Here is a 20627-nt window from a genome sequence, read left to right on the forward strand (position 1 = left end):
CTTCGTGGATTTCATCGTCTGCTTGCTGGGTTTTAGACACACCTTCTGCAAGCAGACGTCTCAACTAACCGGCTTTGTGATGTACTGAAATTACAAGCAGGGACAGTCACGGCACAGGAACCAGCCGGCAGGCGGTCAGAACGTGAACGCATTAGCTGTGACTCACAACCGCCACCGGCCGATGAGGGCCGCCAACTCTGCGGCCCTCGGGCACTCACCCCCGGTGGATCGTACACCTCCTCACGCTCCAGCATGTAGAAAGTCGACACGAGCAGTTTTAGCGCCGTTGCGACGATCGCTATCTGATAATTCTTCCACTTTTTAACCATAAGTAATATACCCAAGATACAGATCGTTACACCGGAGAACCGCCATTTGAACGCGCTGAACGAGGATCCAGCGTTAGTCTCCACTTCTGCGCTTCGAGAACGATCCTTCCGTCCGCGAGTCGGTAGTACCTAGCGTAAATTTTGAAGATAGTCGTTGAGATGATTGTCGATCCAAGAGGCCGCAAAACTAAGCTGAGCTGTGAGCCTCTCAAAGAGTTCGGTAAGGAGAGCGCGGTACTCTGCCGCGCTCTCCACAATCAACGGTGACGCTTCCCATTTCAGACTCTTCCAGATCTGCTCGATTGGATTGAGATCCGGTGAACCAACGGGCAAAAACACGAGGTCAATTCCGAGTTGATGGGCTCGCTTACGCGTGTACTCGCACACGTGAGAAGAGAAGTTATTCAAGACGAGCAGAATCCGTTGACTCGGATTCTGCTCGCGGATTCCTTCGAGACACTCGCAGATTCGTTCCTTCTCCTGATTACTTTGCTTTGTTGAATCCGATGACGGCGCGGGAATCACTGTTTGAGAGCTTGTTCGAGGTTGTAGACTGCGGCGGTCAACATGAGTTCGCGGAACTTGCGGTACCAAGCGCGAGGGTGGACAGCGGGGCCGAACCGACGCTTGATGGCCGAAAATGCGGTCTCGGCCATCCACCGCTGGCCGTATAGCTCGCTGTCCAACCGTGCGTTGTGGGCGTGATCGTACGCAGCGAACAGCCGGTGACGCAGCAACGGCCGGACGCCCTCTGAACGGAGGGCGTCCCGGAGAGATTGGTCGTCATANCGTACGCAGCGAACAGCCGGTGACGCAGCAACGGCCGGACGCCCTCTGAACGGAGGGCGTCCCGGAGAGATTGGTCGTCATAGCCTTTGTCGCCGGCGAGACTCTCGATTTTGTCGGTGTTCCGAAGAGCGACTTGACGGCCAGTTTGGGTGTCGTGCGGCCAGTGTGCCGAGCAGTGAATATCGAGGATGGCACACGAATCTGTATCGACGAGCGCCGTCGTTTTGAGCGTGCGTATGTGGCGATCCGAGCGATGTTGGTAGTGTCTCGATGCCGTTTCGCGGTCGAAGAACGTGGCATCGATGGCACCGTGCGAGCCCGGATCGCAGATGTTCGCGGACTCACGAAGGAACCCACGCCATATCGACATGGGCACCCTCTCAAACGACCGATACAGCGTTGAGGGTGCGGGAAATGCCGTTCGAGCGAGCTGTAACAGACCACGAACGCGATCCATCTCACTCGCCCAATCCACAATCTCGCGGTACGTCGCGTCCATGTGAACCCGCAAAAAGTGGAGCGTCACATGCTTCCAGCCGAGAAATCCGTGGCCAGTCGGATCACTCACCGCCGTTGGACTGGCGGCACAGCGCTTTTGAGCCAGCGACGCGGCTTGCTTAACGAAGCGGAAGAGGAGTTTGGACACATTCGGCTNGCCAGTCGGATCACTCACCGCCGTTGGACTGGCGGCACAGCGCTTTTGAGCCAGCGACGCGGCTTGCTTAACGAAGCGGAAGAGGAGTTTGGACACATTCGGCTCTTCCGCTTCGCTTCCGCCTTCAGAGCGACGCAATCACGCCGCCTTCTGCGGATTCAACAGAGCAGATTACTTGGAAACTGGACCACGCTCTCACCGGAGAGTACATAGAACCCGACTGCTGGTTCGTCTAACTTCACCAGCGGTCGGGTGATGTGAGGGTCGTCGACGGTGTAGAGTCGCTGTGAGTTGTCCCACGGTTGTGGATGCGATGTGTCGAGAAATCCAAGCACACTTCCACCGTCCGTACGGATCTCTTCGTCGACGACCCAGCCTTCCTCATTGTCTCCATCGCGTTTGTTGTGCGGCTCATCAGCTCCCTCGTCGAACGCGTCGGCGACGCGTTCGACGAGGACTTCTCCGGCATTCTCTGGCCGTGATGGGCACTTGGTCCGCGGAATTGCGTAGGAGAGGCCGAGCTTTTCGAGGAACGTAGTGAGATGAGCTGGATGAAATTCAACGTCGAACTCCTCGTTGATGAGGTGTTGTATCTCTTGTTTCTTCCACGGTTGGCCCTCCCGGAGCAGTTCCAAGAGGCGTTGCTGTTGTTCTTCGCCGAGCTTCGGGGCCTGCCGCCCCCGAAGTTCGGCATTAGAAGTCCAAGACCGCCCTTGTTCCATCGGCGAGCCCAGCGTGTTCCTGTCGCGGAGGACCTGCCGACATCGTCGGCAGCGTCCTCCAAGGTTGCTCCCTTGTAGAGCCGTTTAACGAAGATCAACCGCTCAGTGAGTTTTTCATCCGTAGACTCCGCGAGGAGTCGATCGAGATCGTCCTCACTGAGGTGACGGACGATCTCTTTGCGGCGATCCCCAGACATACCCCCTCATCAGACTCTACCTTCATAACTTTCACTAGGCACCATTGGGAGACGTGAAGCTGGTGCTCGCTGAGAAAGAGACCGACGAAGAAGACGAAGAGAACCCAGTCAAGTACCTCGTCACGAACAAGATCGACGCACCGACCGAGCACATTATTCGCTCCTACGGGATACGGTGGCGCATCGAAACGTTCTTCGAGGACTCGAAGAAGGATCTCGGCTTGGGAGACTGCGAGATACAGACCGACGAAGGTGCCAGTGCCGACTGGCACCTTCTGATGGCTGCCTACAGTCTCATCCGTCTTGATCCCGAATCGAGCGCCTTAGGGACGGTTCGCTCGAAAGCGTCATCGCTTCGAGCGAACCTCGAACACTCGCTGAAAGAAGCCGTTTACAACCTTCTCTCGTGGGTTCGAGACAACGATGATCGTAGCGTCGACGACCTGATGGAAGAGATTGATCACCTCTTCGTTCACTCAACAGCGGACACTAACGTTCAAAGCTGAGGATCGGAGTAACGGCGGTTTGGCACCGCCAGTCAGCCACCGTTTCGTGATGGGTTTAACGGGTTCCCGAAGCAGAAATCGGACTCATGGTTGCGAACCTGAAACTCCCACCGCTCAGGATTCCTCCGCGTTCACACAGAGGAGGATATCAAAGCGGTTCAGCCCATCGGACAGCGATTTCAATGTCAAACTCAGCAGGGTCTGTCGATCCATTCGCGTCGTCAGCGTCGTACTGAATGATGACACCGTTGAGGGTGCGCGTTCCCGAATCAAACGAATCGTACGTCCGCTCAATATAGCTCCGTCCAACAGCAGTGCGATCAGTAACACGTGGTGGATGATACGTCCGGTCATCGTCCGGCGGCTCATAGTAGGCATCGGCACGCAACTCAAGTGTTCCATACTGTGCTGGTCCGACATTGGAGATGACGATGTCAGCAATAATCTGTGACTGATATAGCGATTCGACGATACGGTCAATACGAATTGTCTTAACAGCGATACCGGCAGCATCAAGCGAAGTTGTGATACCTGATGATGCGTTATTCGGCGGTCTAGAATCCGCTGATTGAGACCCAGTAGACGTCCTTCTTTGGGGATGTGATGAATCGTTTGTACGCGACTGAGACGACTCCTCAGACGCATCAGCCGAGGATGTCTCACTCTCAACAAGGCAGCCAGCAAGGGACAAAGACCCAACAGCAACGAGGAGCTGCCGCCGAGGGTAAGGTTGTGTCATACGTGGTATTTGATGGCACCCAAATTAAACCCTAACCACATGGGTCAGCCTGAAGCACCCAACTGTCAGTAAGGTGGCCCTGCCAGCGAGGTCGTTCTTCCCACGCATCGCCAGAAAAGCCAGTAGCAAAAACGAACGCACCAGCCTGAAGCAGATATCCGTACTGAACGCCCGGAAAGTCATCAAGATTAGTCCGATCGCTCCCTGCCTCGTGGTGATAGTAGCGGTACCACTCAACTGAATCTGTGGACGACGTTCCCTCCGGGGTAATTGTGGTAGTCCCTTCGGTGGTCCCGGCCTCAAGCATAGTTGTAATTTGCTCGCGCGCAGTCGCGCGATCGTCGTAGTGTTGAACGTGTAGTGGGGTACCGTCTAGATCGCCGGGCGGGCCACGAAACGCGTTGCGGCGGCGTTCAACAGGATCCGGACGAGATGCGAATGTGAAGAATAATTCGTCAGTACGGCCTGACGGTTGGACGACCGGCCCTAACCGATTCCGGAGGCTGTCTCGACGAGTCGCCGGAAGCGGATCTGCAGTGAACGTGGGAGAGTATTTTTCACTCTCATCCGCATACGGTTCATACGCGAGCGTTGTAAACGTGCGACGAGTCGGAATCGCCAGTTCTACGAGAACATCATCGACGGCGCATGGAACAAGCCGGTCAAGCAACCGGTTGTGAATTGGCGCCCGTGAGAAGCGCCCCCCAATATACGCCGACGTCTGAATTTGGAAAAACGAGAGGCGCATCCGATCGAGTTCCTCGACAAATCGGTCAGCGTCGTTCCGACGGGCCGCACGATTCAGTGCTGGGAGATGTTTCTCAGTCCGTGACCGGAGTAGGTCAGCAGGAGAAAAATGGGGTTCAAGCGCTTCCGTGGCGTGGTCGGCAGCGTTGTATCCCGCAGTTTCGAGCCGATCAACCATGGTTACTGTCGGCATCTTTGGCTGGTGGATAGTGTCACGAATCCCGGCTACAGTGTCAAGCACATCGTCAATAGCGCTTTTGTACGACTTGATTGCCTGTTGGTACGAGACAGCAAACCAGATCAGATCAGAAACAACTGCCTGAGTCGTCTCAGCTATGGGTTTCCGTGGGCCAGTCAACCCTCCGTTGTCGTCCGTTGAATTGTCAGTAGAGGGCTGATCGGTGCCAGGCTCTGTCGTAGTATTTGAGCCGTCCGTCGATTCTATTTCATCTGGATATCTCACTCCATCTACGCTTAAACAGCCAGCTAAGCTCGAAGCAGCGCCGAGACCAACGAGAACGTTACGGCGCGTTCGTTGCATGTCGCTATATCAGGAAGGCTAGGACTTAAATCACACAGGTAGAACTATAACCATTGTGAGACATAGGCCAGTGAACCCAATCGATGACGAAAACAACACGGTGCCAGACGTGGCACGGTGGGCGAGTTCCGACGGGCGACTCCGAGTGTCGGTAGTGGACTCACAGACAGCGGCTGACATGGAGGCGATCAGGGTAAAAGCGTCTACAACTGTTCAACACTGATCGTACAGGAAATCATGAGACTCCCCCTACCCATTGCTGACCAGCCCGAAGCGTGTGTCAACGTGTGGTATTGTGGGGTAGAACTGCTTGCGTCACCACATGTGGTTGGGATAATCGCGAGCATTGGAGCAGTACTGTTGCTCTTGACATCCTCCCCGCGCTGAAGCGCGAGGATTCCCACGGCACCGTGCCGCTGGGTTGGAATATTGTGGTTTACGACGTGGCCCGTTCTTGAGGTGCGAATGCACCAGTTTCCTTGTCAAACAGGAACGTCGATGGCTGTGCCAACCAGCCGTTACTCCTATTCACCGAGAGAGTCGGTGAACTCGGAGATACTTTTTGTCGGATATTCTCGGCTCCGTTCACGTCAGCGTTCGCCACTGTACCGCACTCATCACAGACGTACAACCCGCGTTCAACACGGTTCGCGTCACGTTTGCGACCACAGCAAGAACACGACTTCGACGTGTCCTCCTCGGAGACTTCCTCGACGACAATACCTTCCATCTCCGCCTTGTATTCGAGGAGGTCGGTGAACCGGTCGAATGCCCACGAGTGCAAGTCGAGGTTACCGTGTTTTCCCCAGTTTTTCGACTCGTCAGTGTCATCGTCTTCGCGAATCCCAGAGAGATCTCCCACTACAATCGTTCCAACGCCTTCCTCAACACACCGTTCAACAATGTTTTTCGAAAGCGTATGGAAATAGTGGGTGCGACGAGCCGACTTCTTCTGGTTCAGCCGGGTGGCCTGCTCGGAGTTCGAGTCATCACACCGGGCAATCCGCTTGCTGAAGTAGTAGTCGTCTTGTTTCAGACAGTTCAGCGGATACAGCTCGCTGTGCCCGTCTTCATAGGCGAGCGCGGCGAAGTTGTTGATCCCGAGATCAACGCCCACCGTCTTCTCACCAGGGGCTTCAGCCACGTCGATTTCAACCTTACAGACAAAGTGTAGTTCCCACTTCTCACCCGTCCAAACTGTCCGAACCTGTTGGACGTTCTCGACGATGGAGAGATCAACGTCGGGGCGAGTCTGGTATTCGCAGAGGATGAAGTCCGACCAATACTCCTTGAGGTTCGACCCCTTTGAGAGTCGAACGCGGTTGTACTGGGTGTCGAGTTTGAAGCCAGCAGCTTTGAACGTCACCGTCGAACGCGGGTGTTCGTCGCCGTGTTTGCGGTAGCCGGGCGGGTTCGCTCTCGTATCTCCGCTGCGTCGTTTACCGTACCAACCGTTGAACGCCTCAGTGAGTTCTTGAAGGACTCGCTGACTTGACTGCGAATGCAGGTCATCATAGCGTTCGTGCGTTTTGAGGTACGTGGTGAGTTCGTTGTGGTTCGGGATGTGATCAATTTCATCCCAGATCCGACTGCACGTCCACCGTCCGACGTTCCAGAGCTTCGAGGCAGCGAACCCGAGCGAATCAAGGTCATCTTGCACCCGAGACTGGTTCCGTATGGACGCAGTGTAGGTGCGAGTAACGACCTGTTTCGCCATACGTAACCTATGTAGATGAACTAAGTTGAAAACTTTGATTGGAGTAGCGTAGAATATCCAGCCGTGTCATCGAACGGTGGACTGCGAAGGTAATGTCGGATTCATCCCCGCGCTAAACAGTAGTTGCCGAACCTGACTGAGGCTCTTCACGCTGGGCTGTGTTGGTCACCAGATGGTCCAGACAGCTGAGGCGAAACAGGTTTGCCGTGCTGCGTCGACGGTACTGTTTCCCGAACTCGAATTCGGCGTGAAACCGTGTGGGAAGTACACGAGAGAGGATTTCCAAGAAATCCTCTCTCGGATTGCTTTTGATCAGGAGTTCGCAAATACGGGTGGGAAAACGCTCCAACTTGATCGTGACGAGTACGTCGATATCACCGCTACGGCGCGAAATTCGCTCGCTAAATCGCTGCTGTATCACTTGCGTAATCTCTCACCAGACGCCATAACCGACCAGTTCGATGGCGTCCGAGATCGACTGTTCGAAGTCCTCCGGTCTCAGCGCCGACTTCCCACGTTTGTCGATGTTGCCATCGATATCCACGAGTGGCGCTTCTACGGCTCTGCCGACACTGACCACGTCCTAACCACGTATCCAGATCTCGGAACGAACAAAGCGTTTTGCTTCGCAACACTGTGTATTGTCGCTCCTCGCACGCGATTTACGCTTGCGGTGGTACCGATGGACGCGAACGGCTTTCGCGCCAAGCGCGAAGCCGTTCGCTCCTTGCTCGAAACAGCCAAACAGTATGTCTCAATTCGACACGTCTACCTCGACCGTGGATTCTACCAAGTCCACGTCGTTACAGAGTTAGAACAGCAGGATGTTGATTATATCGTGCGTGCGCGGCCGAGCAGTGGAATGAAAGACCGTCTCAGCGCCGGCGCTGAGACGGTCGCAGACGAGTATACGATGCAGCGAAAGCGCAAACCAACGGCGTCGGTAGATGTCACAGTCTTCGCGGTTCCGCACCGTGCAAGCGAAGACGAGCACGTCTGGTTCGTGACGAGTTTGGACGTCAATTCGTCGACAGCGAAGGCGTACGCGGCGGCGGAACGCCGCCGCTGGGGGATCGAAACGTCATATCGACAGCTCGGCGATTTTCTCCCGAGAACGTCGTCACCGACGTTCTCGGTGCGATTGTTCTACTTTTTGTTCGCGGTGTCGTTGTACAATCTGTGGGTGTTAGCCAACGTGTTAGCTTCAGCTGAAACAGTTCCAGAGACACCGCTGATCTCAACACGGATCTTCCGCAGATTCGTTCTCTCGACAGACTACGGTTGAGTCCACTTCGGATCTGACCGGGATAACCGGTGAGTACGCCTTATCGCAGAGAGGCATCGCTCGGGAACGCCGCTGGCGCGGCGTTCCCTCGCTCTCTCACTGAATCTGTCACAGTGAAATCCGCGACGATCGTGAAATGCGCGAACGCAACGGCGTGGTTAGTACGTAGCAAGATTTGATTCGGCAACTACTGTAAAGCGCGAGGCTTTCTCCTCGATTTTCCGTAATGGATGAACTCCAGACAGCGGTTGAAGCGTGTCGAGCTGAACGAGAGTGCGTTGTTGCGGAGCGAGACGCATTTCAACAATTCCAGACGCGAATACGACGAGTTGATCCGGTGACAATCGATTCACCAAACGATTCACAGACAAATATGGGTGACCGGTCACGAGCAATGGACGCACCCTCAAACCCAGGTGATGCGACGCTCAAGTATGTCCTCTCTACGTATGAGCAGACAGTACGGTCCGTTCCGCATTACAGTATTGAAAACGAAGAGACACTTGCTGAAAATCTTGCTGCTGAACTCGGAGAAGACATTGTAACATCATTAGCAACAAACAAGGTCCTCATTCCAGCGGTCCAGCAAGCGATTGTTGATCGAAGTCAAAATGCAATTGACGCACGCGAAGATCTTGTAGATGCAATTACTGATGAGATAGATCTACTCACACATTACCAAACAGAACTGACTACTATCGAGACTCGGCAGCACAACCTCCGGGAACATCTTGACACCGTCCAGACACGTCGTGGTGAAGCGGCATTCGACATCTGGTGTGCGCTTCAAGAACTTGAAACGGAACTGGATGAAATTGCCAAGCAACGACAAGCTGATCTCCGGGATCCGCCGATCGCTGAGCCACCAACTGAGAGCACGTCTGGTGAACAGTTGATGTTTTGTGAGTATCTGTATGCGGAAAGTGATGCGCCACAGTATCCAGTGCTATCAGCGATTGGAGATCTTGGAACAGCCATCCGAACCGATATCGAACAGATCAGAACGAAGCTTGGTTGACATCCTCCCCGAGCTAAAGCGCGAGGCTTTCTCCTCGATTCTCCGTCAGAGACAGGGCTAAACGGGGTGGTTTCCGCCTCGCTCTGCGATAAGTTCTGAGTCAAGATACGAAATGAGCGATGTGTGCGCCGCCGCGATAGCGTCGCCTCGGTCTGTTGTGAGACGGCTGTACATAACACCGTTAATCGTTGCGAGAATATATTCGGCAACCTGTGAGGCGTTGACATCATGAAAAACATCTTCAGCAATACCACGGTCAATGAGTTCTTGAATAGTGGTCGCCAAATACTCATCAACCTGGGTGAACTGAGCGCGGATACGAGTGTTCGTGAGAGCCTGCGATCGGAAGCCAACAAGCACCGCTTGGAACTGGTGGCTATCCTCAAGTGGGTGCGGAGAGAGGAGCTTGTCGATCAGCTGTTTGAGATCTTGGGCCGGGTTCTGGCTTGCCTCAGTGTTAAGAGATGATTCAAACTGGTCAACAGTAAATTCAAGCAGCGTGACAAGCAAGTCGTCTTTCGAGTCATAGTAATGGTATATCGAGGCTTTTGATCGCTCAAACTCATCACCGATACGAGCAATAGAGAGGTCAGCGTAGCCATGTTTGAGCAATGCTGAGTATGTTGCTTCCATGATGTCTTCTTCTGCGGCGCTCCAGTTCGAATCCGATTGATCGCGTGTCGTCATTCGGTTGATTCTGTCGTCTCAGAGGCAGTATCAACCTCATCAAAGTCGAACTCAACAGAGTGTGAGTCACCATCCGGTTGCGACTTACCAGACTGTGTTCGCACGCTATCAGCTGTTTCAGTCTGTTCTGGACTGGACGATGTCGTCGCTGGAGTGGTCGCAGCAGAGTCTTGTGTTACAACTGCGCGACGCTGAAGTTGGTCGATCTGCGGAACAGAGGTCACATTTGCGAGGACGACAGTCGCTGTGAGCTCTGTCGTGTTTTGGATCGGTTCGTCGCCAGCAAGTACCTCAACCGTCTCTGTTTCGTCTTCGAGAAGGTACCGGCCGGTCTCAAACCCTTTCCGAGAGATCGTATCTGGGGGCCCACTAAGGATGAGCAAAACCCGGTCTGCGGAGGTGATATCACATGGCAGCGTCAGTTTCGATTGTACTGCGCGGCTGATGAGTGTCTTTATTTTTGCTGCATCGACAGGAGTCGATCCAGATGGGGAGGACCGACCAAGCAACCGAAGAATCCGGGCCAAGAGTCCATGGGTTTCACTGTTAATTTCAATCGTGGCACGACCAACAGTCGTTACTCCACCAACAGCAAGGGTACGCGAGATATCAGCAGGGTCAATCCGAAGTTCAGACTCAAATGTGGTGTTGGCTTCGCCAGCGCCGAAAACACTCAATAGCCGATCGACAGTCATTGAATTAATCGACTGATAACAGTCAGCAACGGCATCAGTCTCATGACACCAAGTGTTATTATCAACAAGAAACGTCGACTCGGCCTGTGGGACAAGTGTTCGAAGGCCACGGGCAGCAGTCAATGCTCGCTGGTCTGACTCTGTGTCAGCAGGGAGAACGCCAAGTGTGTAGACTGCCGTTTCATAAATGTCGGTGAGTTCATCAAGCAACACACTACCGACACCAGCACCAGTGCCGCCGCCAAGTCCAGCAACAACCATCGTTGCTGCGACTTCGGTTTCATCGATTTTATCGAGTGCCCGTCGAATTTCTGGCCGATCCGCTTTGGCGACTTGTGCGCCAACATCTGGATCGCCACCGACACCATACTCGTTGATATCATATCCACGCGTGCGCGAGTTACTGGAGGTACCTTGTTGACTCGTGGTTGTGGATGTCTCTGATTGTAGTTGGGAATCGTGGGACGAATTTGGGGAGTCAGTAGCAGGTGAGTTCGAGTCTCGTCGAAGTACTGCGGGGTGTGTATCACCGAGGAGAACGTGCTGGTCAGTACTGAGCGCTGTTGTTTGTGAGAGTGGTTGTGACTCAGTATGAAACGCGAGAACGTTTCCATCGGTTACCGGCCGGCCTGTGCGGCGTTCAGCTCGGACAAACTGATCAACGAGTCGGGTGCCACAACCACCAACGCCGAGAAGTGCGACCTTCATTCACACACCAACTGATGCGAGTGATGGTGGCGGCCAACAGAGTGGTGATACATCTGTCGGACGGGCGTTCGGCCACGTATCCGCTCAGACGATAGGGTCCAGATCATTGTCGTCATCGGTAATCAACGACTGTATTTCCTCCTCGCGAACAGCATCTTGTTCTCGGATCTTGTTTTGTGCGTCAACAGCTTGATCTTGGATCTCACTAATTCGTGGTGTATCAGTCACATTGGAGAGTAACACTACTGCCGCAAGCGTTGATGAGTCAGGCCGAGGGTCATCACCAGCAAGCACATCAACGGTGTCGGCCTCTTGTTCTAGCCATTCACGGGCAGATTCAACACCTTTGCGTGAGATCACATCTGGCGGTCCAGCAAAGACAATCAACGCACGGTCAGCACTCGAAACGTCACATGGAACGGTGAGCCGAGAGTTCGTCGCACGACGCACCAAGCCTTTGATTTTTGCAGCATCTGTTGATTCACCCTGCGAGTCATCAGCCTCTTTGAAATTGGCCAACAGTCCTTCTTTTGCGGGAGTAACATCAGTAGATGCGTATCCTATCGAAGAGACACCACCAGTGTCGAGGGTTCGCATAATGTCACTCGAATCCATTGCGTTCTCACCCACCTCCGACTCATCAACTTCGCCAGCGGCGAGCAGAGTGACAATGCGTGTTGCAAGCTCTTCGTTCATCTCTTCGTAGCCCTGCTCAATAGTCTGCCCCCGAGAACGCCACGCATCGTTGTCGAACGCGATGAAGTTGTCAACCTTGTTGACGAATGACTGAAGCGAGCGGGCAGCGTTGAGTGCCGGCCGGCCGCCCTCGTATGTGCCAGGTAATACTCCAAGTCCGTACACTGGCTCATCGTACATCTTCTGTAGTTCGTCGATAACAACGGGAGCAGCGCCACTACCAGTGCCTCCACCAAGGCCGGCTGCGACTAAGACGGCATCAACCTCGTGAATTTCAACATCGTCGAAGACGCGCCTGATTTCATCAATGTCAGTTTGCGCAACCTCAGCACCAATTTCAGCATCACCTCCAACCCCGTGTCCACGCGCTTTCTGGTGGGTGTCGCCGATTAACACCCGGCGATCTTCATCGAGATGTTGTGGTTTAGCGAGGTCTGTCCGAGCCGTATTGATGACAAGTGCGTGACGGCACAGGTTACGACCAGTCTCAAACTCAAACTCAATCATCTGGTCGATAAGCTTGCTGCCTGCGTTACCGACCCCGATCGTTGCAAGTTTCATTGATTGGTACTCCGTTGAGCCGTATGAAAGTGTGCTGGTTGCGGATGGACCTCATCGAACCCTGAGTACGTGGCTATGGAACAGGCCATTGAATACTGGACCGTATGGCTCGGGACGTATTAATCTGCGTCAGACGGGACTATCGATAGTTGGACTAGATACAAGACAAACATGCCAACGCAAGCAAGATTGGGATAATAAAAACTATATTTCACAAACCCGGCTGCCAACTGTGAAGAACTTGCGAGTGATTCTACTGGCGGTGATTGTGGTGACAGCAGTTGTTGGAGCCGCAGGAACCGCCGCTGGAGCACACCCGGCAGGAGCAGAGTTCGAACACTCAGAGAGTGAAAGTCTGTCTGCCGATTACAGCGGTCAGGAACCGATGCAGACAGCAGAAAATAACACCTGTGAGTTTCCGCTCAACGTGACTGATGCGACAGGGACAGAAATCACGCTTGATGAACAGCCGGATCGGATCACGACAACAAACCCGTCAGCAGCCCAAACGCTCTGGGAGATCGGTGCGCAAGACCGGGTTGTTGGNGTTGTTGGTGTAACCGAATTTGCGGGGTACTTGAACGGGACTGACAGCAAAACGAATGTCTCCGCAGAATTCGGTGTCAGCGTCGAAAAAGTCGTCGCAACCGATCCCGATCTTGTGTTAGCACCGAACGCCTCAGCTGATCAAGTCGCAGATCTTCGTGCACAGAATCTCACGGTCTACCATTTCCCGGCCGCGACCGATACCGATGATATTGCGGCAAAAACAGAGCGCACAGGCCGTCTTGTCGGGAACTGCGAGGCTGCAACGGAGGTGAATAATGAAATGAACCAGACTGTAGAGAATGTAGAAAGCCAGACCGCTGAGCTTGACCGTCCCGATACACTGTATCCACTTGGAGGCGGGTATGTCGCTGCTGACAATACCTTCATCAACGAGATTATGCAGATTGGTGGGACTACGAACGTCGCAGCNCCACTTGGAGGCGGGTATGTCGCTGCTGACAATACCTTCATCAACGAGATTATGCAGATTGGTGGGACTACGAACGTCGCAGCGTCAGAAGCAGATGGATATCCACAACTTTCTGATGAAGTCATCCTTAAAACAGATCCTGAGGTCGTACTTGTAACTGATACAGAGGGCGCAATTCTTGAGAAAGAACCCTACGCCAGCACAACTGCTGGCGCTGATGATAACTATGTAGTTATGAATAGAAGTTATCTAAACCAGCCGGCGCCCCGGAGCGTGATTGAGTCAACAAAAACGCTCGCAGCTGCTGTTGAAGACCTACAAGCCGACAAAACAGAAGATACGACCGATAGTAGTGATACATGTGGGTTCCCGCTTACTGTAACAGACGCGACAGGGACAGAAATTACGCTTGATGAACAGCCGGATCGGATCACGACAACAAACCCGTCAGCAGCCCAAACGCTCTGGGAGATCGGTGCGCAAGACCGGGTTGTNGTTGTTGGTGTAACCGAATTTGCGGGGTACTTGAACGGGACTGACAGCAAAACGAATGTCTCCGCAGAATTCGGTGTCAGCGTCGAAAAGGTCGTTGCGACTGATCCCGATCTTGTGTTAGCACCGAACGCCTCAGCTGGCCAAGTCGCAGATCTTCGTGCACAGAATCTCACGGTCTACCATTTCCCGGCTGCTACTGATACCGAGGATATTGCCTCGAAGACGGAACGCACAGGCCGTCTTGTCGGAAACTGCGAGGCGGCAACTGACATAAACAATGAGATGAATCAGACCGTGGAGAATGTTCAAAACCAGACCGCAGATCTTGACCGCCCCGATGCACTGTATCCACTTGGAGGCGGGTATGTCGCTGCTGACAATACCTTCATCAACGAGATTATGCAGATTGGTGGGACTACGAACGTCGCANCCACTTGGAGGCGGGTATGTCGCTGCTGACAATACCTTCATCAACGAGATTATGCAGATTGGTGGGACTACGAACGTCGCAGCGTCAGAGGCAGATGGATATCCACAGCTCTCGGATGAGGTAATCCTCCAAACCAACCCTGAATTAATGGTTGTGACAGACTCTGAGGCGTCGATCCTTGAGCGGCAGCCGTATGCCAGCACAAGTGCGGGTGAAAACAATAATTACGTAGTGTTGAACAATAACTACCTCAATCAGCCTGCGCCTCGTAGCGTTATCGAATCAACAAAAACGCTCGCAAACGGTGTTGAAGATCTTCAATCAGAGGGTGATAGAGACGATACAAGTGGAACAGATGGATCCGGTGGCACAGGTAATGACGAGGATGACAGGAATGACGAAAATGAGCAAGACGAAACAACAGTAGATGAGAATGAAACGGCTGTGGATGCGAACGAAACAACAGTAGATGCGAATGAAACGGCTGTGGATACGAACGAAACAACAGTAGATGCGAATGAAACGGCTGTGGACGAAAATCAGACAACCACCGATACATCGAGTAAAGAGAATACTACCTCAGCGGAGTTCAATGGCACCTCTAACGATGAGGATGATAAGACTGGGACATCCAATGATGTTGCTAATCAAGAGACTGAGCAAGACGGTGGACCATCCAATACAACTGATGAGGGGACAGAGTCAGAGGTTCCTGGATTCGGAATTATCGTAACCGTATTAGTGATTCTTGGCTTCACATATCTGTCGCCACGGGAGTGAGCGAGTAGGGCAGGGGAGAGTAGTTCACTGGGATTGCGCGCTACGAGTTTAACTAACAGAAAAAGCCGATACCGAGACGGACTATCCCGACTGAACGACTGTTTGATTGCCATTGTGAATAGCGTCATTGGTTACGGTCACAGACTGGGTTCCAACCTGATACTCCCCAGGGTGTGCGACCCGGATTGTTGCGGTTCCGTTCGAGACAGCAGCGTGACGTTCATACTCGAACGTTGTGCCAGTTGCTGTGACTTCACCGGATGAATTGGGTACAGTCACAGTTGTTGTTGCGGTCACCGTCCCGTTTTCGACGCCAACCGAACTGGGCTCTGGCACGGAGATCGTCGCGCCGGGGACAACCGCAAACGTCCGGATCCCCTCAGTGGCAGTGAGTAGCTGGTAATGGCCGGTTGCGGCGGTGTCGTTGACGCCGACGCCGAGCCCATCATAGAGGGTTGTGTAAGTAGACTCTGTTGGTGGTGCGTTTTCGCGTTCAGTAACGACGACGTACCCGACACGATCTTGAAAGCGGTTGTACCACTCGTCTGGGTGTGTAGCGGTAAGGAACTGATCGTAATTGCTTCGTGCGTAGCTGTAGCTGCGGGCTTCACCGTTTACGAAGTAGTTGTACATTCGATTGTCGCCCCACTGGCTCAACACGAAGTTTTGTGGGTACTCACGGTCGACATCCTCGGCGTGGGAATCGACTGTAAGCGCGGCGTCGAACTGCACGCGGTCGTGGGTCGTCTGCCCGACGAGCGACGGGACGAGGAGGAGGTTGAACAACAGCACGAGCGCGACCGTCGCGGCGAGGTACCCGCGTAGGCGAGTCTCCTCCGGCAGCGCAAGCGACGTGATCGCGGTCTCTCCACCCGGTTCGCTGTCCGCTCCAGTGCGGCTCGGTCGACCGCGGCTCGATCGGCCGCGAGTCGACGGGGAGACATCGTCGCCGCGACCGAGGGCGGCCACTGGACGCGCGATGTCGATCGCCGACAGGAGGTAGACAAGACCAATCCCCGCGAACGGCGCGATCATGATCGCCAACTGGCCCGCAAACCGGACCTGAACCGTCGCGAGCAGCGTGTAGTACCAGGCGAAGCAGACTAAGACGAGCCAGCCGGGCTCGTAGCGACGCGCGGTTGCCCACGTCGCGACCGCAAGGACTGCGATCGCGAAATAAAATCCGAGGCCGAGTTGGAGCAGCGGCCCGAACACCACCGCGAAGTCCGGACTGAATAGCGAAACCGTTTCGGTGATCCCCTCACGGAAGAACAGGTCGGCGGCGCGCGTCCGAATGCGGTCGATGTCGCCCGGGCGCAGGCGTGCGTAGGCGACGATCCCCCCCACGGCGACGACCGCCTCGGCCGCGACAAGGGCGAGCGGCGGAAGCGAGACGCGGCGCCACAACTCCCCTAACCCGACAACGACAAACGCGCCGCCGGCCACGAGGACGGGCGTCACCGCGGCGATCGACTCGTGCCAGCCCAGCGCGAGGTGCGCGGCGAGCGCTCCCGCAGCGCCGAGCGCGAGCCCAGCAAGCAGGGGGGCGTTTGCGTAGGTCGGGGAGAGGTCCCGCCGAACGTCGAGCGCGACGCGGAGCCCGACGACAGCCGCGACTGGGATGAACGTGAGCGGCGAGCCGCCGTAGGCGTGAGCGGACGCCGCTACGGCGACAGCGAGCGCGAGTGCAACGGGCCACATCGTTGTGTTATGTGCGTGGGCCCGCGCGATGGCCTGCCGGTCTGGTTCGGGTCCGGACTGGGCGTCCCGGCGGGAAAGGTCGACACCGAGCGCGGTCAGTGTGGCAACGAGGAGACCGAGCCACAGGTACTGGTGGGCCTGATGGTCAAGGAAGCCCACGGAGGTGTACACGACGTTGACGGGCGCGAGCCCGTAGAACAGCACGGCGGCGAGCGCGACACGCACATCGCTGGTGAGCAGGCGTGCGGTCCAGTAGACGAAGTATCCCAGACAGACGGACGCCACGACCGGAAGCCACGCGGCGACCACGGGCGCAGCGTCGACGCCACCGAGCAGGACCGTCAGCCACCAGTTGACCGCGTGGGCAAGCGGACGCGTGCCCGCGGCGCTGCCCATGTCTGCGAACAGCCCCAGATCGAAGATTCCGTCCGCGCGAGCGGCCAGATGCTCCTGCCAGTAGCGGAAAAAGTACGTGTCGTTGCTTGGGGAGACGACGAAGCCCCGCTGGAACACCGCAGGCGCGGCCACGAGGCGCGCGCCGGCGACCACAAGCAGCCCTCCAAGAAGCCCGAGGAAGGTGAGAACGTCGACGTCAGCTACCGAGGAGACTCGCGACATCACGATATCACCGGCAGCTGTCTCACTGCCATCGTCATCGCTTCCCTCGGTGGCTGCGGACGAGTCAGTGGCAGCGTCAGTCGTATCGGCAGCGTCGGCCGGCCCCGACTCAATCGCGGTGCGAATCGCGTTCGGATTTTCGAGCCGGTAGCCATTATCGACCTCATGGGCGAGGTCGCGGGCGACAAGCTCGCCGAAGCGACCGGAGTCGAGGTCGATGTCGGCAAACGTCCACGGCTCGTCGCGGGCATCGCGCTCAACGAGGGCCGCGAAGGCGTCTTCCGCTTCGGGGTGGTCAGCGAGGAACTCGCGCGCGGCCGCGGTCGTCTCCTCAGGCGAGGGCATTGGCTGTCACCTGTCGGGCACGCCGATTAGCGGTTTCGGTCGTGGACGGGCCCACCCTCGGGTTCGGAGGCGTCGCGGGCGAGCGAGACCCCTCGATCCGACCACCGGAGGAAACATAGTGTTTAACTTGACACACTTGTCACGGATCAGTAATGGACACCGGATGGCGGTACCGGCTCGCGAGCGTGGGAGGCGTCGCTGCCCTCGTCGGGCTCGCGGTGATGCTCGCCAACAACGCGACTGTTCAGGCGGCCGCGGCGATGGTTCCTGTGCTCGGTCGCCTCCCCGTGGACCCGCCCGCCGGCGCGGAGTTCGTCATCGAGGTGGCGTTGACCGTCGTGGTGGTAACGGCCGCGTTCGTCCCGCTGTACAAGCCGCGGCCGCGGCGGATACTCGATATCGTCGCGCTCGCGCACAAACGCACCTTTGTGGCCGTGTTTGCCCTCGCGACCATCGGCTACTTCGATTACACGTACAAGGTGCCGCGGCTCACACTGGTGTTGATCACGCCGGTGTTGGTGGTTGTGCTCCCGGCGTGGTTCATCTGGCTGCGCCGCCCCGAGGCGCGCAGCGAGCGCGCGATCATCGTCGGGGACGATCTCACGGAAATCGCACGGGTCGAAAAGGCTGCCCGCGAAACGGATCTGACGCTGCTCGGATATCTGTTCCCCACACAAGCGCATGCGGGAGCCCGCAGTCAATCGGCAGACGACCGCGACGCGACAAGCGCTGGGGCCGCATCCGTGGCAGATGGGGGAAGAGAGGTGAATAGCAGCCTCGAACAGCTCGGCGGTCTCTCTCGGCTTGAAGACGTGCTGATCACACACGATATCGATACAGTAATTTTGGCGTTCGGCGAGACGGACCGGGCCGAGTTCTTCGGTGCGCTCGACGCCTGCTACGAACACGGCGTCGCTGCGAAGGCCCATCGCGACAGCGCAGACGCGGTGTTGCTCGCGGAGGACGACCCGGGGACTCTCGTCGATATCGACATTGAACCGTGGGACGTTCAGGACCACATCATGAAGCGCGCGTTCGACGTCGCGTTTGCGGGGGGCGGGCTGCTCGGACTGTCGCCGATCATCCTCACGATCGCGGTGGCGATAAAACTCGACGACGGGGGATCGATCCTGTATCAACAGGAGCGGACCGCCGTGTTCGGCGAGACGTTCGACGTGTACAAGTTCCGGTCAATGGTCGAGGACGCGGAGTCGGCGACGGGTGTGAAAATCAGCGACGAAGATGACGGCGGCGTCGATCCCCGAGTGACACGCGTCGGGCGCGTGCTGCGACAAACGCACCTGGACGAGATCCCGCAGCTGTGGGCGGTGTTGGCGGGGAAGATGAGCGTCGTCGGACCGCGGCCCGAGCGTCCCGAGATCGACGCCGACATCCAGCACGGCGTCGACGACTGGCCGAAACGGTGGTTCGTGAAGCCCGGACTGACTGGGCTTGCGCAGATCAACGACGTAACGGGCAAGGAACCGGATCGGAAGATCCGATACGACCTCCAGTACATCAAGCGGCAGTCGTTTAGTTTCGATACGAAAATCGTCGCGCGGCAGGTGTGGAAGGTACTCGCGGATGCGATGCTTCTCGTTACGGGGAGATCGGAGTAAGCTGCCGAGTTACCGCCTTGCGTCATGCCCTGCTGGAAGCCTCGGAAATGGTGGTGACTTGCGACGACCAGTCACCGGCAGAGAGATCGAAATCCGACAGCACTTACGGTTGAGCTATAGACATCTCTTATGAACACGCCGACAGGTCAGTCGATACTCGTGACCGGTGGTGCCGGCTTTATCGGAAGTCACCTCGTCGAGACGCTGGTTACTGACAACGACGTCACCGTTCTCGATAATCTTACGAGCGGCCGTCGCGAGTGGGTTGCCGACCAAGCGACTCTCATTGAAGCCGACATCCGAGATTCAGAGGCAGTAGAAGAGGCGGCCGCGGGAGCAGACATCATTTTTCACGAAGCAGCAAACGTGAGCGTTGAGCGATCCGTCGAGGGGCCGGTAGACAGCCACGAAGTAAACGTGGATTCGACGCTCCAGCTGCTTGAATGCGCTCGGGAGGAAGATGCCCGATTCATTTACGCGTCAAGCGCGGCAGTGTACGGAACTCCGGACTCGGTACCAATTCGAGAAACAGATCCGAAGGCACCAGCGTCTCCGTATGGGTTAGAAAAGCTCACGGCCGATGAGTATTGTCGACTCTATAACGAGCTGTACAACGTAAAGACGGTTGCGCTCCGGTATTTCAATGTGTACGGACCGCGCCAGCGCGGTGGCCAGTACAGCGGTGTTATCGATATCTTCCTTAAGCAAGCGCGTCGTGGAGAAGAGATCACCGTTCACGGGGACGGCGAACAGACGCGCGATTTTGTCCACGTCGACGACGTCGTTGCCGCAAACTGTCTTGCCGCGGTGAACGGAACACCCGGAGAGACGTACAATATCGGCACCGGGGAGAGTATCACCATCAATGGTCTCGCGCAGCTGATCGTCGACACATTTGAGTCAGACTCGCGTATCACTCACGTCGCAGCTCGTGACGGAGATATCGAGCGAAGTCGACCATCGATACAGAAAGCTCGTGATGAGTTGGAGTTCGAGCCCAGCCGATCGCTCGGTTCTGAGATTGAATCTCTTTGATGAGTAATTGGTGTCCAGAAGAGAGGCAAGGAG

General features: G+C 55.9%; 12 protein-coding genes and 6 pseudogenes. 8 read left to right on the forward strand and 10 right to left on the reverse strand.

Annotated features, from left to right (window positions below; all coding sequences use genetic code 11):
- Positions 1-209: 209 nt before the first annotated feature.
- The 4 pseudogenes from C466_RS17285 to C466_RS15910 form a co-directional block, all read right to left on the reverse strand.
- Positions 210-450: pseudogene (locus tag C466_RS17285) on the reverse strand (IS110 family transposase); the annotation flags it as partial.
- Between the two features lie 8 nt (positions 451-458).
- Positions 459-818 (reverse strand): annotated as a pseudogene (locus C466_RS15900) (IS630 family transposase); the annotation flags it as partial.
- Between the two features lie 32 nt (positions 819-850).
- Positions 851-1764, reverse strand: a pseudogene (locus tag C466_RS15905) (IS5 family transposase).
- Between the two features lie 179 nt (positions 1765-1943).
- Positions 1944-2692: pseudogene (locus C466_RS15910) on the reverse strand (IS630 family transposase); the annotation flags it as partial.
- Positions 2693-2736: 44 nt separating this feature from the next.
- On the opposite strand from C466_RS15910, the pseudogene C466_RS07120 reads away from it, so the two are divergent.
- Positions 2737-3198 (forward strand): annotated as a pseudogene (locus C466_RS07120) (transposase); the annotation flags it as partial.
- Positions 3199-3346: 148 nt separating this feature from the next.
- On the opposite strand, the gene C466_RS16505 reads toward C466_RS07120, so the two are convergent.
- Together C466_RS16505 and C466_RS07130 are read right to left on the reverse strand one after the other, a co-directional pair.
- Complete coding sequence (locus C466_RS16505; protein ID WP_152418596.1) at positions 3347-3937, reverse strand: hypothetical protein; 591 nt, start codon at positions 3935-3937, stop codon at positions 3347-3349.
- A 1724-nt stretch (positions 3938-5661) separates the two neighbouring features.
- Positions 5662-6942 (reverse strand): RNA-guided endonuclease InsQ/TnpB family protein, encoded by a 1281-nt coding sequence (locus C466_RS07130; protein ID WP_004598920.1) that lies wholly within the window; start codon positions 6940-6942, stop codon positions 5662-5664.
- A gap of 172 nt (positions 6943-7114) precedes the next feature.
- Between C466_RS07130 and C466_RS07135 the strand changes: the two genes are divergently transcribed.
- Together C466_RS07135 and C466_RS16510 are read left to right on the forward strand one after the other, a co-directional pair.
- Positions 7115-8227, forward strand: coding sequence for a transposase (locus C466_RS07135; RefSeq protein WP_004598919.1), 1113 nt, complete (start codon positions 7115-7117; stop codon positions 8225-8227).
- A 226-nt stretch (positions 8228-8453) separates the two neighbouring features.
- Positions 8454-9245, forward strand: coding sequence for a DUF7260 family protein (locus C466_RS16510; protein WP_160163050.1), 792 nt, complete (start codon positions 8454-8456; stop codon positions 9243-9245).
- Between the two features lie 57 nt (positions 9246-9302).
- On the opposite strand, the gene C466_RS15915 is transcribed toward C466_RS16510, so the two are convergent.
- The 3 genes from C466_RS15915 to C466_RS15925 form a co-directional block, all read right to left on the reverse strand.
- Positions 9303-9932 (reverse strand): TetR/AcrR family transcriptional regulator, encoded by a 630-nt coding sequence (locus C466_RS15915; protein WP_004598917.1) that lies wholly within the window; start codon positions 9930-9932, stop codon positions 9303-9305.
- A complete protein-coding gene (locus C466_RS15920; RefSeq protein ID WP_004598915.1) occupies positions 9929-11335 on the reverse strand; it encodes a tubulin/FtsZ family protein in 1407 nt (468 codons plus the stop codon). Before C466_RS15920 ends, C466_RS15915 begins: the two co-directional genes overlap by 4 nt.
- Before the next feature lie 84 nt (positions 11336-11419).
- Complete coding sequence (locus C466_RS15925; RefSeq protein ID WP_004599641.1) at positions 11420-12592, reverse strand: tubulin/FtsZ family protein; 1173 nt, start codon at positions 12590-12592, stop codon at positions 11420-11422.
- A 232-nt stretch (positions 12593-12824) separates the two neighbouring features.
- Between C466_RS15925 and C466_RS17640 the strand changes: the two are divergent.
- From C466_RS17640 to C466_RS17510, 3 genes and pseudogenes are all read left to right on the forward strand, one after another.
- A pseudogene (locus C466_RS17640) lies at positions 12825-13928 on the forward strand (ABC transporter substrate-binding protein); the annotation flags it as partial.
- Between the two features lie 114 nt (positions 13929-14042).
- A complete protein-coding gene (locus C466_RS17645) occupies positions 14043-14525 on the forward strand; it encodes an ABC transporter substrate-binding protein (protein ID WP_239641198.1) in 483 nt (160 codons plus the stop codon).
- Between the two features lie 22 nt (positions 14526-14547).
- The gene (locus C466_RS17510) at positions 14548-15276 is read left to right on the forward strand and encodes a hypothetical protein (protein ID WP_167320821.1); all 729 of its coding nucleotides are present in this window, start codon (positions 14548-14550) and stop codon (positions 15274-15276) included.
- An 81-nt stretch (positions 15277-15357) separates the two neighbouring features.
- Here C466_RS17510 and C466_RS07150 read toward each other — a convergent pair whose 3' ends face one another.
- Complete coding sequence (locus tag C466_RS07150; RefSeq protein WP_004598911.1) at positions 15358-17940, reverse strand: hypothetical protein; 2583 nt, start codon at positions 17938-17940, stop codon at positions 15358-15360.
- A gap of 152 nt (positions 17941-18092) precedes the next feature.
- Between C466_RS07150 and C466_RS07155 the strand changes: the two genes are divergently transcribed.
- Both C466_RS07155 and C466_RS15935 read left to right on the forward strand, forming a co-directional pair.
- Entirely contained in the window at positions 18093-19559 is a 1467-nt protein-coding gene (locus C466_RS07155) for a sugar transferase (protein WP_004598909.1), read from the forward strand.
- A 129-nt stretch (positions 19560-19688) separates the two neighbouring features.
- Entirely contained in the window at positions 19689-20594 is a 906-nt protein-coding gene (locus C466_RS15935) for an NAD-dependent epimerase/dehydratase family protein (protein ID WP_004598907.1), read from the forward strand.
- Positions 20595-20627: the final 33 nt, after the last annotated feature.

It is taken from the genome of Halorubrum distributum JCM 10118 (genome assembly GCF_000337335.1).
Classification (GTDB): Archaea; Halobacteriota; Halobacteria; order Halobacteriales; family Haloferacaceae; genus Halorubrum; species Halorubrum distributum.